Origin of the sequence: Burkholderia sp. 22088 (assembly GCF_052045915.1) — a bacterium.
Lineage (GTDB): Bacteria > Pseudomonadota > Gammaproteobacteria > Burkholderiales > Burkholderiaceae > Burkholderia > Burkholderia cepacia.
In genome coordinates, this window is the sequence record NZ_JBQEPY010000009.1 from 224,247 (window position 1) to 237,533 (window position 13,287).

Consider the following 13,287-nt stretch of genomic DNA (forward strand, 5'->3'; position numbering starts at 1 on the left):
CGGCCCTCAAAGCCCGCCCGATCATGTCCGACACTCGTCCCGATACGCTTTTCGCCCTCACCGCGCTCTCGCCCATCGACGGCCGCTACGCCAGCAAGACCGAAGCGCTGCGCGACTGGCTCTCCGAAGCCGCCTTCATGCGCCACCGCGTCACCGTCGAGGTGCACTGGCTGATCGCGCTGTCGCGCGCCGGCTTCGCGGAAGTCCCGCGCTTCTCGGAAGCCTCCGAGCAGTTCCTGCTGCAGCTCGCCGAGCGCTTCACCGCCCACGACGCCGCGCGCATCAAGGAAATCGAGCGCGTGACGAACCACGACGTGAAGGCCGTCGAATACTGGCTGAAGGAATCGGTGAAGGGCCAGGAAGAACTCGAAAAGGCCAGCGAATTCATCCACTTCGCGTGCACGTCCGAGGACATCAACAACACGTCGCACGGGATGATGCTCGCCGGTGCGCGCACGCACGTGATCGTGCCGGCGCTGCGCACGGTCCACCAGCGCCTCGTCGCGCTCGCGCACGCGCTGGCCGACCAGCCGATGCTGTCGCGCACGCACGGCCAGCCGGCCAGCCCGACGACGCTCGGCAAGGAGCTCGCGAACGTCGCGGCCCGTCTCGACCGCGCGATCGCGCGCATCGAGAAGGTCGAGATCCTCGGCAAGATGAACGGCGCGGTCGGCAACTTCAACGCGCACCTGTCCGCGTATCCGGAATTCGACTGGGAAGCGTTCTCGCGCGACGTGATCGAAAACCGCCTGAAGCTCACGTTCAACCCGTACACGATCCAGATCGAGCCGCACGACTACATGGCCGAGCTGTTCGACGCCGTGGCACGGGCGAACACGATCCTGCTCGACCTCGACCGCGACGTGTGGGGCTACATCTCGGTCGGCTACTTCAAGCAGAAGACGAAGGCCGGCGAGATCGGCTCGTCGACGATGCCGCACAAGGTCAACCCGATCGATTTCGAGAACTCGGAAGGCAACCTCGGCCTCGCGAACGCGACGCTGCGCCACCTCGCCGACAAGCTGCCGGTGTCGCGCTGGCAGCGCGACCTGACCGACTCGACGGTGCTGCGCAACATGGGCGTCGCGCTCGGCTACTCGCTGCTCGCATACGACTCGCTGATCCGCGGCCTCGACAAGCTCGAAGTGAACCCGCAGCGCCTGAACGAAGATCTCGACAACTGCTGGGAAGTGCTCGCCGAGCCGGTGCAGACGGTGATGCGCCGCTACGGCATCGAGAACCCGTACGAGCAGCTGAAGGAACTGACGCGCGGCAAGGGCATCACGCGCGAAGCGCTGCAGGAATTCGTCGGCACGCTCGCGATCCCGCAGGACGCGAAGGATCGCCTGCTCGCGATGACGCCTGCGTCGTACATCGGCAAGGCCGTCGAACTCGCGAAGCGGATCGCGTAAGCGTCCGTCTCCGTACGTAAAAAAGCCCGATGCGAGCAATCGCATCGGGCTTTTTCATGGCGTGCCGCGTCCGCTCAGAACGAAATCATCCGCCCCGGATTGAGCGCGCTCATCACGCTCATCGCAGCCTTCGCCGCCGGGATCGCGATCGGCGACAACTGGCGGCCAAGCGGAATCGCGCGATGGTCGATGCCGGTCAGCATCGAGAAATCGTCGTTGCGTCCGACGAAATCGTCGCAGATCGCCTTGCCGATCCGCACCGTCTGCGCGACGCCGTGGCCGCTCCAGCCCTGCACCATGTACATCGGCACGCGGCCGTCGGTCTTGCGGCTGTCGGTCGCGCCGTTCAGCGTGAAGTCGCTGACGCCGCTCCAGCAGTAATCGAGCGCGAACTGGCCGTCGACCTGCGGGAACACCGTGTTCAGCCGCGTCAGCAGATACGCGTTGACGTCGGGCTGCGCCCAGCACGTGCCGGTGCCCTGCCCGCCGAACAGCAGGCGGTTGCCGCGTACCGGCCGGTAGTAGTCGATCTGGAACTGCGTGTCGTACACGGGCATGCCGGCCGGCATCAGCGTCGCGACGTCGACGTCGAGCGGCGCCGTCACGCTCACATAGGTAAAGAACGGCACGGTCGTCGCGGCGCCGTCGTCGAGCAGCCGGAACGTCGTGTTGTGCAGCGCGAGCACGACGCCCTTGCGGGCGGTGATCGTGCCGCCCGGCGTCGTCGCGACGACGCCCGCGGGCGTCTCGTCGAGCTCGAGTACCTCGGTGCCTTCGTACAGCGTGCCGCCGTTAAGGCGGAAACCGTGGACGAGCCCGCGCACCAGTGCGAGCGGATGGATCTGCCCGCCGATCGCATCGATCGCCGCGCCGTGGTACAGCCCCGAACGCACGTATTCGTCGTGCAGTTGATGGCGGCCGACGAGCGTCACGCCCGCGTCGCCGAGATGACGGCGCGCATCCGCGCCGTCCAGCAGCGCACTCATGTGGCCGGGGTGGACGGCCGCCGTGATGTGCCCGCGTTTGCGGTCAAGCTCGAGCGCGTAACGCGCACCGATCGTATCGATCAGGTCCATCGATTCGGTCGACGCGAAGCGCCACAGCCGCTTCGCGTCGTCGTGCGACAGGTGGTCGATCATGTCGGCCGCTTCCCAGCGCGCGAGGCCGGGCGTCAGTTGCCCACCGTTGCGCCCCGATGCGGCCGAGCCGACGTGGTGCTTGTCGACGAGGATCGTGTCGACGCCCGCTTCGGCGAGATGCAGTGCGGCCGATGCGCCGAGCAGACCCGCGCCGATCACGAGCACGTCGCATACCGCGTCGTGCGCGAGCGGCGCGGTGTTTTCATGGCGCGACAGCGACGCCTCGTACCAGTTCGCCGGGCGCTCGCCGTCGTGACGGGCCGGATCGCACCAGTTCCAGTTGTCTTTTTCGATGTTCAGTTGCGTTTGCTCGAAACGCGATTCGCCCTGGATCAGGGGTTGATTGTTGAAAGTCATGATTGCACTTGCATGGTCTTGGGCCGCCTGTCGAAGAGCCTTCTGGCTTCGCGGGTGGGGCAGCCGGTTCCACATGGGTGTCAACGAGAAAAGGGGCGCGATGGCCCGTGTTGACGGCGGGCACGCTCGTGCCGCCTGGATCCCGGACTGTGCGAAAGCACGTATTGAAAGGTGCCGGGACACCCAATTTCTACACCGCAGAAATAATTCTACAGTGTAGAATCAGCTTTCGTCAAGTTTACAGCCGGTGCCGCACCGGCACACCGGCCCGCATCGATGAAAGACAAACCCGCCCAGGGCCCGCGCGGCCTCGACAAGGATGCGATCGTCGCGGCAGCGCTCGCGCTGCTCGAAGACGTCGGCGAAGCCGCGTTCAGCGTGCGCAAGCTCGCGCAGTCGGTCGGCTGCGACCCGATGAGCGTGCTGTACCACTTCAAGTCGAAGGAAGGCCTGAGCCGCGCGATCGCGAACGCGCTGTCGCGCTCGCTCGTGCCGGTCGACGCCACACTGCCGTGGCGCGAACGGCTGCGAGACCTCGCGCGCCAGTACCGCGCGCTCGCGCTGCGCTACCCGGCCGCGTTCGCACTGCTGCAGCGGCACATGAGTACCGGGCCGGCCGATCTCGCGCACATCGAGGCCGTGCATCGCGCGCTGGCCGACGCCGGCATCCCGCGCGCGGCGCTGCCATCGGTTTGCGTCGGCTGGTATGCGAGCGTGATCGGGCTTGCCGCGGCCGAAGCCGGCGGCCTCACGCGCGCCGCGAACGACGTCGAGCTCGCGGAAATGGAGGCGCTGTCGGACGCCGCGCATCCGCTCGTCAAGGCGGCCGCCCCGCTCTACGCGCAGCTCGATCCGGCAGCCGTGCACGACACGATGCTCGACGTACTGCTCGACGGCATCGCGAAGCAGGCGCCCACGGCCTGACCGGCCCGCCGGCCAACAACGCAAAAGGCGCCCCGAGGGGCGCCTTTTGCGTGATGAATGCCGCGAACCGCGCTCAGTGCTGCTGCGCGATGCCGATCTTCAGCATGACCTGATCGACGATCTGTTCGGGCGTCAGCTCGATGCTGACCTCGATCGCTTCGTCCGGGCCCGGTTCCTCGAGCGTGTCGAGCTGGCTCTTCAGCAGCGACGGATCGAAGAAATGGCCGGTGCGGCTCTTCAGGCGCTCGTGCAACACCTCGAACGAACCCTTCAGATACACGAACCGCACGTCGGTGTCGGTGCCGCGCAGCACGTCGCGGTACGACCGCTTCAGCGACGAGCACGTGAACACGGCCGTCTCGCCCGCGCGCTGCTTTTCCTCGATGGCCGCGCGGATCGTGCGCAGCCACGGCCAGCGGTCGTCGTCGGTCAGCGGAATGCCGTGGTGCATCTTTTCCTTGTTCGCCGCGCTGTGAAACGCGTCGCCGTCGGTATAGCTGCACGACAGGCGTTCCGCCAGCATTTCGCCGATTCGCGATTTGCCCGCGCCCGACACGCCCATTGCGATCAGAATCATTGACTACCCCTTGTTACAAAACCATGCTCAGCAGCAGCGTGAAGCTCAGGCCGAGAATCGAGATGATCGTTTCGAGCAGCGTCCAGGTCTTGAACGTCTGGCCGACCGTCATCCCGAAATATTCCTTGATCAGCCAGAAGCCGCCGTCGTTCACGTGCGAGAAGATCAGCGAGCCCGAGCCCGTTGCGAGCACCAGCAGCTCCGGACGGACCGCCGCCCCCGATGCCGCCGCGATCGGTGCGACGATGCCGCAGGCCGTCGTCATCGCGACCGTTGCCGAGCCCGTGGCCAGACGAATCAGCGCGGCGACGAACCAGCCGAGCAGCAGCGGCGACAGGTGCGCCTGCGTGGCCGTTGCGACGATCTGCTGCGAGATCCCGCTATCACGCAGGATACCGCCAAAGCCGCCGCCCGCGCCGACGATCAGCGTGATCCCGGCGATCGGCGCCAGGCACTCGCCGCAGAACTTCTGGATCTGGTCGCGGTTGAAGCCCTGCAGCTTGCCGAACGTGAAGAAGCTCACGAGCACGGCGATCAGCAGCGCGACGTCCGAGTTGCCGGCAAAGCGCAGCAGGTTGTTCGGCAGCGTCTTCGGCGCGAACAGCAGGTCGGCCCAGCTGCCGACCAGCATCAGGATCACCGGCAGCAGGATCGTGAACAGCGTGATGCCGAAGCCCGGCAGTTCGCGCTTCTTGCCTTCGGTGTGCGTGTCGACGAATTGCGCGGCGAGCGGGTTGTTCTCCGGCAGCTTCACGAACTTCGAGATCGTCAGCGCGAACAGCGGGCCCGCGACGATCGCGGTCGGCACGCCGACGATCAGGCCGAATGCGATCGTCTTGCCGATATCGGCGCCGTACTGCTGGACCGCGAGCAGTGCGGCCGGGTGCGGCGGGATCAGCCCGTGCACGACCGACAGGCCGGCCACCATCGGCAGGCCGACGACCAGCAGCGACTTGCCGGTGCGCTTCGCGACGTTGAACGCGATCGGGATCAGCAGCACGAAGCCGACTTCGAAGAACACCGGCAGGCCGACGATGATCGCGACGAACATCATCGCCCAGTGGATGTTCTTTTCACCAAACCAGTCGATCAGCGTGGTCGCGATCCGTTCGGCGCCGCCCGATTCGGCCATCATCTTGCCGAGCATCGTGCCGAGGCCGACGACGATCGCGATGTGGCCGAGCGTATTGCCGTTGCCCGTCTCGAACGACTTGACGATCTTGTCCATCGGCATCCCGACCACCAGGCCGAGGCCGAGCGACACGATGATGAGCACCAGGAACGGATAGATCTTGAACCGCGCGATCATCACGATCAACGCCACGATCGCGATCACGGTATAGATGAGCAGCATGCTGCCTTGGACAGCCCCCATGTGGACTCCTCCTTGGGATTATTCGAACCGGGCGATCGTTGCGAGTATGCCCGGCTATGCAGGTCTCCGAAACAGCGGGGAGACCCCCACCGTCAGGACGCTGAATTTTACTTATCTTTACGGTTCGCGGATAGAACCGGTTCCATCAGCAAAAACCCTCGGTAAAACAAGCACTAAGCGCTTGTCTTCCGAGGGTCAAACCATCATTCCGTACAAGTCTTAACGGGGAAGCTGGCTCGCGGCTTGCGCGAGACGCGTGACTTCGGCCCAGTCCTGCGCGGCGAGCGCGGCCTTCGGCGTGAGCCACGAGCCGCCGACGCACACCACGTTCGGCAGCTTCAGGAAATTCGGGGCGGTTTCGACCGTGATGCCGCCGGTCGGGCAGAACTTCAGCGCCGGGAACGGGCCGTGGAACGCCTGCAGCATCGGGACGCCGCCCGCTTGTTGAGCGGGGAAGAACTTCACGATCTCGTAGCCGAATTCGAGTGCCTGGATGATGTCGCTCGGCGTCATCACGCCCGGCAGCAGCGGCAGGCCCGCGTCGAGCGACGCGAGGTGCAGCTCTTTCGTCAGGCCCGGCGACACGCCGAACTTCGCGCCCGCGCGCTTCGCCTGCTCGCAATGCTCGGGCTTCGTGATCGTGCCGACGCCGACGACGATGTCGTCCGCGAGCTGGCTCGCGCGCTGGATCGCTTCCAGGCCGGCCGGCGTGCGCAGCGTGATCTCGAGTACCTTCACGCCGCCCGCGTGCAACGCGCGCGACACGTGTTCACCCTGCTCGACCGAGTCGAATGCGAGCACCGGGATGACCGGGCCCAGCTTCACGATTTCAGCAATCGTCTTCATTGAATTGGCTCCTTGAAATTCATGCGGCGACGTGGGCGGCCGATTCGCCGACCAGCGCGCCGAATACCGATGCGCCCTGCTCGGCCGGCGCGGCGGCCGCGCGGAACACGCCGAACAGTTCACGCCCGAAACCGACCTCGTTCTCGGCCTGGTGCAGCGGCTGCGCGACCGGGCGCACCTGCCACTCGGCGGCGTCGACCTCGATGTCGAGCACGCCGGCTTCGGCGTCGATCACGAGCGTATCGCCCGTCTTCACCTTGCCGAGCGGGCCGGCCAGCAGCGCTTCCGGCGACACGTGGATCACGGCCGGCACCTTGCCCGACGCGCCCGACATGCGGCCGTCGGTGACGAGCGCGACGTGGAAGCCCTGATCCTGCAGCACGCCGAGCAGCGGCGTCAAACGGTGCAGCTCGGGCATCCCGTTCGCGCGCGCGCCCTGGAAGCGCACGACCGCGACGAAATCGCGCTTCAGCTCGCCGCGATCGAAGGCTTCCTGCACGGCTTCCTGCGAATCGAACACGATCGCGGGCGCCGTCACCTTGCGGTGCTCGGGCGCGACCGCCGAAATCTTGATGACGCCGCGGCCGAGCCGGCCCTGCATCAGGCGCAGGCCGCCGTCCGGCTGGAACGGGTCGCGGATGCCGCGCAGTACCTTCGTGTCGTGGCTCTCGGCCGCGCCGTCGACCCACGTCAGCTTGCCGTCGATCAGCTTCGGCTCCTTCGTGTAGTGCGACAGGCCCTTGCCCGCGACGGTCGTCACGTCTTCATGCAGCAGCCCGCCTTCGAGCAGGTTGCGCACCAGGAAGGCCACGCCGCCCGCGGCGTGGAAGTGGTTCACGTCGGCCTTGCCGTTCGGGTAGATCTTCGCGAGCAGCGGCACGACGGCCGACAGTTCGTCGAAGTCGTTCCAGTCGATCAGGATGCCGGCCGCGCGTGCGATCGCGACGAGGTGCAGCGTGTGGTTGGTCGAGCCGCCCGTCGCGAGCAGCGCGACGATCCCGTTGACGATCGCCTTCTCGTCGATCACATGGCCGATCGGCGTGTAGTGGCCGCGTTCGACGGTCAGGTCGAGCACGCGGCGCGCGGCCTCGGCCGTCAGCGCGGTGCGCAGCGGCGTGTGCGGATGAACGAATGCCGAGCCCGGCAGGTGCAGCCCCATCAGCTCCATCAGCATCTGGTTGCTGTTCGCGGTGCCGTAGAACGTGCAGGTGCCGTGGCCGTGATACGCGGCCGATTCGGCTTCGAGCAGCGCGTCGCGGCCGACCTGGCCGGTCGCGAACTGCTGGCGGATCTTTGCCTTGTCGTCGTTCGACAGGCCGCTCGTCATCGGGCCGGCCGGCACGAAGATCGTCGGCAGGTGGCCGAACTGCAGCGCGCCGATCAGCAGGCCCGGCACGATCTTGTCGCAGATGCCGAGGCAGAGCGCCGCGTCGAACATGTTGTGCGTGAGCGCGATCGCCGTGCCCATCGCGATTGCCTCGCGCGAGAACAGCGACAGCTCCATCCCCGGGTTGCCCTGCGTGACGCCGTCGCACATCGCCGGCACGCCGCCCGCGAACTGCGCGACGCCGCCGTTCTCGCGCGCGGCCGCCTTGATGATGTCGGGGAAATCCTTGTACGGCGCGTGCGCGGACAGCATCTCGTTGTACGAGGACACGATGCCGATGTTCGGCTCGCGGATCGCCTTGATCGAGAACTTGTCGTTGCCCTCGAGGCCCGCGAAACCATGCGCGAGGTTCGCGCACGACAGTGCGCCGCGTGCCGGGAACTTGCCCTGCGCGCCGTCGATGCGCTGCAGATAGGCGGAACGGGTCGATTGGCTGCGGGCGATCACGCGTTCGGTGACCTTCGCCAGAGTGGGGTGCAGCGATGTCATGCTGGGCGCTCCTGTATGCCGGCCGACACCGGCGGTTGGAATCGTGGGAACGATCGAGTGCGTCGAACGAACGAAGCCAGTCTAGTAGAAAAACTACAAGCGCGCAATGTCGATCCGCATACGCGCAACCCTTATTCCCGCCACCAGCAAGGCTTTACCTAGTGAAAACCCTAATCATCGGTATCCCACGTGCCATGAAATGCCGACAAATCAGCTAGTAATTTGATGTAGATTTTCTACAATTCGATTGCGATACACTCGCTCATCCGAACCCGATTTCTGCCTGCCCGTCCATGCTGCCCCGCATAGAAGCGATCCGCGCCGAGTTGCGCCCGTCCGAGCGCAAGCTCGCCGACTACATCCTCGCCGCGCCGCGCGAGGTGCTCGACCTCGCGATGACCGAGCTGTCGACGCGCGCGGGCGTCAGCCAGCCGACGATCGCGCGGTTCTGCCAGGCGCTCGGCTGCAGCGGCTTCCGCGAATTCAAGATCCGGCTCGCGCAGAGCGTCGCGCCGGGCGTGTCGTCGGTCTATCGCGACGTCGAGCCCGACGAACCGGCGCCCGGCATCATCGGCAAGGTGTTCGACCGTACGATCGGCGCGCTGATCGAGGTGCGCAACAGCCTGTCGGCCGGCAGCGTCGCCGAAGCGATCGCGCTGCTGTCGAACGCATCGCGGATCGAGTTCTACGGCGCCGGCGGCTCCGGCATCGCCGCGCAGGACATCCAGCACAAGTTCTTCCGGCTCGGCGTGCCGAGCGTCGCGTATTCGGACCCGCACACGTTCTCGATGTCGTCGGCGCTGCTCGGGCCGCACGACGTCGTCGTCGCGATCTCGAACACCGGTCGCACGCGCGACATCGTCGACGCCGCGCGCTCCGCGCTCGCGTGCGGCGCGAAAGTCGTCGCGATCACGCAGAGCCATTCGCCGCTCGCGAAGCTCGCGACGGTGAGCCTCGCGTCGAACGTCGCGGAGGAAACCGACGTGTTCTCGCCGATGACGTCGCGGATGTCGCATCTCGCGATCGGCGACATCCTCGCGGTCGGCGTCGCGCTGTCGCGCGGCCCCGCGCTCATGGAACGGGTCGGCCGCGCGAAGGAGGCGATCACGCGCCGCCGGATCGACGACGGCACGAAGGATTGAGCAGGCGGCAGGCAGCGCGCGCGTAAACGACGAACGGCGCCCCGAGGGGCGCCGTTGCGCAGGGTTCCGCACCGGCAACCGCGCCGGCCGCGCCGCTCAAAACGGCTTGATCACGACCAGCGCGACCGCCGCGAGCATGCCGAGCACCGGCAGCTCGTTGAACACGCGATACCACTTGTCGGTGCGGCGGTTCTCGCCACGCTCGAACACCCGCAGCAGGTGCCCGCAATAGGCGTGATAGACGATGAGCAGCAGCACGACCGTCACCTTCGCGTGGATCCAGCCCTGCCCCTGCCCGATGCCGATCGAAAGCCACAGCCACAACCCGCAGGCCAGCGCCGGCACCGCGATCATCGTCATGAAGCGGAACAGCTTGCGCGCCATCAGCAACAGGCGCCGCACGGCGGCCGGATCGGTTTCCATCGCCAGGTTCACGTAGATGCGCGGCAGGTAGAAGAGCCCCGCGAACCACGCGGCGATCAGAACGATATGGAACGTCTTGACCCAGAGCATCGCCATCGGTTGTGTGCCTCGCTTGTTATTGGCGGCCTTCGCCGTGCCCGAGCACGACGTACTTCAGCGACGTCAGCCCTTCCAGGCCGACGGGGCCGCGTGCGTGCAGCTTGTCGTTCGAGATGCCGATTTCCGCGCCGAGGCCGAATTCGAAACCGTCCGCGAAACGCGTCGACGCGTTGACCATCACGCTCGCCGAATCGACTTCGCGCAGGAACCGCATCGCGCGGTCGTGATCCTCGGTGACGATCGCATCCGTGTGATGCGAGCCGTAATGGTTGATGTGCTCGATCGCGGCGTCGAGGCCGTCGACGACCTTGATCGCGAGCACCGGCGCGAGATACTCGGTGTGCCAGTCTTCCTCGGTGGCATCGACGAGCGGGCCGACGCCCGCATCGGCGAGCACCGCGCGCGCGGCCGCATCGACGCGCAGCTCGACCTGCTTGTCGCGATACAGCTGGCCGAGCGGCGGCAGCAGCTTCGCCGCGACACCGCTCGCGACGAGCAGCGTCTCCATCGTGTTGCAGGTGCCGTAGCGGTGCGTCTTCGCGTTGTCGCAGACGGTCAGCGCCTTGCCGAGGTCGGCGCGATCGTCGACGTACACGTGGCAAATGCCGTCGAGGTGCTTGATCATCGGCACGCGGGCCTCGTTGATCAGGCGCTCGATCAGGCTCTTGCCGCCGCGCGGCACGATCACGTCGACGTATTCGGTCATCGTGATCAGCTTGCCGACTGCCGCGCGATCGGCCGTCGCGACGACCTGCACCGCGTCCTGCGGCAGGCCGGCGGCTTCGAGCCCTTCGCCGATCAGCTTCGCGAGCGCCGCGTTCGATTCGAGCGCTTCGGAGCCGCCGCGCAGGATCGTCGCGTTGCCCGACTTCAGGCACAGCGCGGCCGCGTCGATCGTCACGTTCGGGCGCGATTCGTAGATGATGCCGATCACGCCGAGCGGCACCCGCATCTGGCCCACCTGGATTCCGCTCGGGCGGTACTTGAGGTTGCCGATCTCGCCGATCGGATCGGCCAGCGACGCAACCTGGCGCAAGCCCTCGACCATCGTCTTCAGCGCCTTGTCCGACAGCGTCAGGCGATCGACGAACGCTGCATCGAGCCCCTTTTCACGGGCACGGGCGACGTCGCGGGCATTCGCGTCCTTCAGTGCCTGCGCGTCGCGTTCGATCGCGCGAGCCACGGCGTCGAGTGCCGCGTTCTTCGCGGCCGTGCTGGCGCGCGCCATCGCGCGGGAAGCGTGCCGGGCGCGACGGCCCAGGTCGGTCATGTACTGATCGATATCCATCGTGTGACTCGAGAAGCGCGCCGCGCTGGGCGGCATGAATTCGTGGGGAAGCGTGGACGGCGGCCGGAGAGCCGCGCCCGTGATCGAAACATTGTATGCGGGTTGCGCAGCGCGCGCTGAAGGCCCGGACGGGACTTAGCGTCGCACGCGACCCGCGGTCGGCGGTCGCTCGCCGCGGGCACCGGCCACCGTCATCGCGAGCTGGAACAGCCCGTCCCACGGATCGGGCGGCGGCTCGTCCTGCGTGCGGCGGCCCGGCACGACGGCCGTGAGCCCCTTGACCTGCCGGTCGAGCTTCGCGGCAAACGCGAGTGCCTTCTCGAGCACGGCTTCCGACACACGGTTCAGCGCGGGGCCGATCAGCCGCTCGCGCGGCCCCCACACACGGTTCTCGCGCAGCAGCGTCGCCAGCGGCTTGCCGGCCGTCGTGCCGCGCTTGATCCGCAGCAGCGTGCGCAGTTCCTCGACGACGGCCCACATCACCAGCACGATCGCCTCGCCCTCGCCCTTCAGCCCGTCGATCATCCGTGCGAGCCGCGCGGCGTCGCCGGCGAGCATCGCTTCGTTCAGCTTGAAGACGTCGTAACGCGCGACGTTCAGCACCGCGTCGTGCACCTGTTCGAACGACAGCGCGCCCTGCGGATACAGCAGCCCGAGCTTCTGGATTTCCTGGTGCGCGGCGAGCAGGTTGCCTTCGACGCGCTCGGCGATGAACTGCAGCGCGCGCCGCCCGTCCTCGCCGGGCGCGGCGCGCTGGCCCTGCATCGCGAGACGTTGGCCGATCCAGTTCGGCAGCTGCGCGCGGTCGACCGGATCGATCTTCAGCGCGACGCCACCGTTCTGCAGCGCGGTAAACCAGGCGGATTTCTGCGTGGCCGCGTCGAGGCGCGGCAACGTGACGAGCATCAGCGCGTCGGGGTTGGGCGTGGCCGCGAGCGTCTTCAGTGCGTCGGCGCCTTCCTTGCCGGGCTTGCCCGACGGAATGCGCAGCTCGATCAGCTGGCGCTCGCCGAACAGCGACATCGCCTGGGTCGCGCCGAGCAGCACGCTCCAGTCGAAACCGCGCTCGACCGTATGCACCGAACGCTCGGTGAAGCCGGCCGCACGCGCGGCCGCACGAATGCGGTCGCACGCCTCCTGCGCGAGCAGCGGCTCGTCGCCGTACACGGTATAGAGCCCGGCCAACCCCTTCGCGAGGTGCGGCTCCAGTGCATCAAGTCGCAATTGCATCGGTGCGTATGCCGTCGATCAGAGCGGCGGCGGCGGCAACGGCGCGCGCGGCGCGACACCCGGCACCACGTCTTCCGGCGCCGGCGTCAGCGAGTGGACGATCGCGAGACGCCGCATCAGCTGGTCGACCGCGTCGTTCTGCATGTCGCCGTACAGGATGTCGGCTTCCTGCGCCTTCGCGTTCGTGTACTGGTCGCTGTACGTCATCGCGCGATTCAGCGCGATCGCGCTCGGCGGGATCAGCACGGTGCCGTCCTTGCTCGTGAGCGTGTAGCTCAGCGTATAGAACAGTGCGTATTCCTGCGCCGAGCCGAACTTGTTGAGCGTCAGCGTATTCTGCCCGCGCGACTCCCACATGCGCAGCACGGCATCGGCGTCGTCCGCCGACTTGACGATCTTCGTGTCGCTGCCGGCCTCGACGAGGCGCACGAAGCGCGCCTCGACCGGCGCCGGCGCGCCGACGATCAGCAGGTGCTTGAACGCGTAGTCCTGCTGGCCGCGCAACTGGAAGCCGCATGCCGACAGCGCGACCGCGCTGCCGACGGCGAGCATCAAAAACGATCTGCGGATCACCTTCGCTCCTTCTGGGTACGTCCGAC

General features: G+C 67.0%; 12 protein-coding genes. 3 read left to right on the plus strand and 9 right to left on the minus strand.

What is annotated here, in order from left to right:
- Nucleotides 1-23: 23 nt before the first annotated feature.
- Complete coding sequence (gene purB, locus ACTJLD_RS19115; RefSeq protein ID WP_027788377.1) at nucleotides 24-1,412, plus strand: adenylosuccinate lyase; 1,389 nt, start codon at nucleotides 24-26, stop codon at nucleotides 1,410-1,412.
- Between the two features lie 74 nt (nucleotides 1,413-1,486).
- On the opposite strand, the gene ACTJLD_RS19120 is transcribed toward purB, so the two are convergent.
- Complete coding sequence (locus ACTJLD_RS19120) at nucleotides 1,487-2,908, minus strand: NAD(P)/FAD-dependent oxidoreductase (RefSeq protein WP_027788378.1); 1,422 nt, start codon at nucleotides 2,906-2,908, stop codon at nucleotides 1,487-1,489.
- A 276-nt stretch (nucleotides 2,909-3,184) separates the two neighbouring features.
- On the opposite strand from ACTJLD_RS19120, the gene ACTJLD_RS19125 reads away from it, so the two are divergent.
- Nucleotides 3,185-3,832 (plus strand): TetR/AcrR family transcriptional regulator, encoded by a 648-nt coding sequence (locus tag ACTJLD_RS19125; RefSeq protein WP_027788379.1) that lies wholly within the window; start codon nucleotides 3,185-3,187, stop codon nucleotides 3,830-3,832.
- 73 nt (nucleotides 3,833-3,905) lie between these two features.
- Here the strand turns inward: ACTJLD_RS19125 and ACTJLD_RS19130 are convergent, their stop codons facing one another.
- From ACTJLD_RS19130 to edd, 4 genes are all read right to left on the minus strand, one after another.
- Nucleotides 3,906-4,409 carry a gluconokinase gene (locus ACTJLD_RS19130; RefSeq protein WP_027788380.1) on the minus strand — a complete coding sequence of 168 codons (504 nt, stop codon included), beginning with the start codon at nucleotides 4,407-4,409 and terminating at the stop codon, nucleotides 3,906-3,908.
- 13 nt (nucleotides 4,410-4,422) lie between these two features.
- Nucleotides 4,423-5,784 carry a GntP family permease gene (locus ACTJLD_RS19135; RefSeq protein WP_027788381.1) on the minus strand — a complete coding sequence of 454 codons (1,362 nt, stop codon included), beginning with the start codon at nucleotides 5,782-5,784 and terminating at the stop codon, nucleotides 4,423-4,425.
- Between the two features lie 219 nt (nucleotides 5,785-6,003).
- Nucleotides 6,004-6,630: a bifunctional 4-hydroxy-2-oxoglutarate aldolase/2-dehydro-3-deoxy-phosphogluconate aldolase gene (gene eda, locus ACTJLD_RS19140; protein ID WP_011350938.1), complete on the minus strand. Its 627-nt coding sequence runs from the start codon at nucleotides 6,628-6,630 to the stop codon at nucleotides 6,004-6,006.
- Nucleotides 6,631-6,649: 19 nt separating this feature from the next.
- Nucleotides 6,650-8,506 carry a phosphogluconate dehydratase gene (gene edd / locus ACTJLD_RS19145; RefSeq protein ID WP_440659433.1) on the minus strand — a complete coding sequence of 619 codons (1,857 nt, stop codon included), beginning with the start codon at nucleotides 8,504-8,506 and terminating at the stop codon, nucleotides 6,650-6,652.
- Nucleotides 8,507-8,799: 293 nt separating this feature from the next.
- On the opposite strand from edd, the gene ACTJLD_RS19150 reads away from it, so the two are divergent.
- Entirely contained in the window at nucleotides 8,800-9,648 is an 849-nt protein-coding gene (locus ACTJLD_RS19150; RefSeq protein ID WP_021158790.1) for a MurR/RpiR family transcriptional regulator, read from the plus strand.
- Nucleotides 9,649-9,744: 96 nt separating this feature from the next.
- Here the strand turns inward: ACTJLD_RS19150 and ACTJLD_RS19155 are convergent, their stop codons facing one another.
- From ACTJLD_RS19155 to ACTJLD_RS19170, 4 genes are all read right to left on the minus strand, one after another.
- Entirely contained in the window at nucleotides 9,745-10,167 is a 423-nt protein-coding gene (locus ACTJLD_RS19155) for a CopD family protein (protein ID WP_011350935.1), read from the minus strand.
- 19 nt (nucleotides 10,168-10,186) lie between these two features.
- Nucleotides 10,187-11,458, minus strand: a complete 1,272-nt coding sequence (locus ACTJLD_RS19160) for a glutamate-5-semialdehyde dehydrogenase (RefSeq protein ID WP_060085815.1) — start codon at nucleotides 11,456-11,458, stop codon at nucleotides 10,187-10,189.
- A gap of 135 nt (nucleotides 11,459-11,593) precedes the next feature.
- A complete protein-coding gene (gene holA / locus ACTJLD_RS19165; RefSeq protein ID WP_027788384.1) occupies nucleotides 11,594-12,688 on the minus strand; it encodes a DNA polymerase III subunit delta in 1,095 nt (364 codons plus the stop codon).
- Between the two features lie 18 nt (nucleotides 12,689-12,706).
- Complete coding sequence (locus ACTJLD_RS19170) at nucleotides 12,707-13,261, minus strand: LPS-assembly lipoprotein LptE (RefSeq protein WP_027788385.1); 555 nt, start codon at nucleotides 13,259-13,261, stop codon at nucleotides 12,707-12,709.
- Nucleotides 13,262-13,287 lie beyond the last annotated feature (26 nt).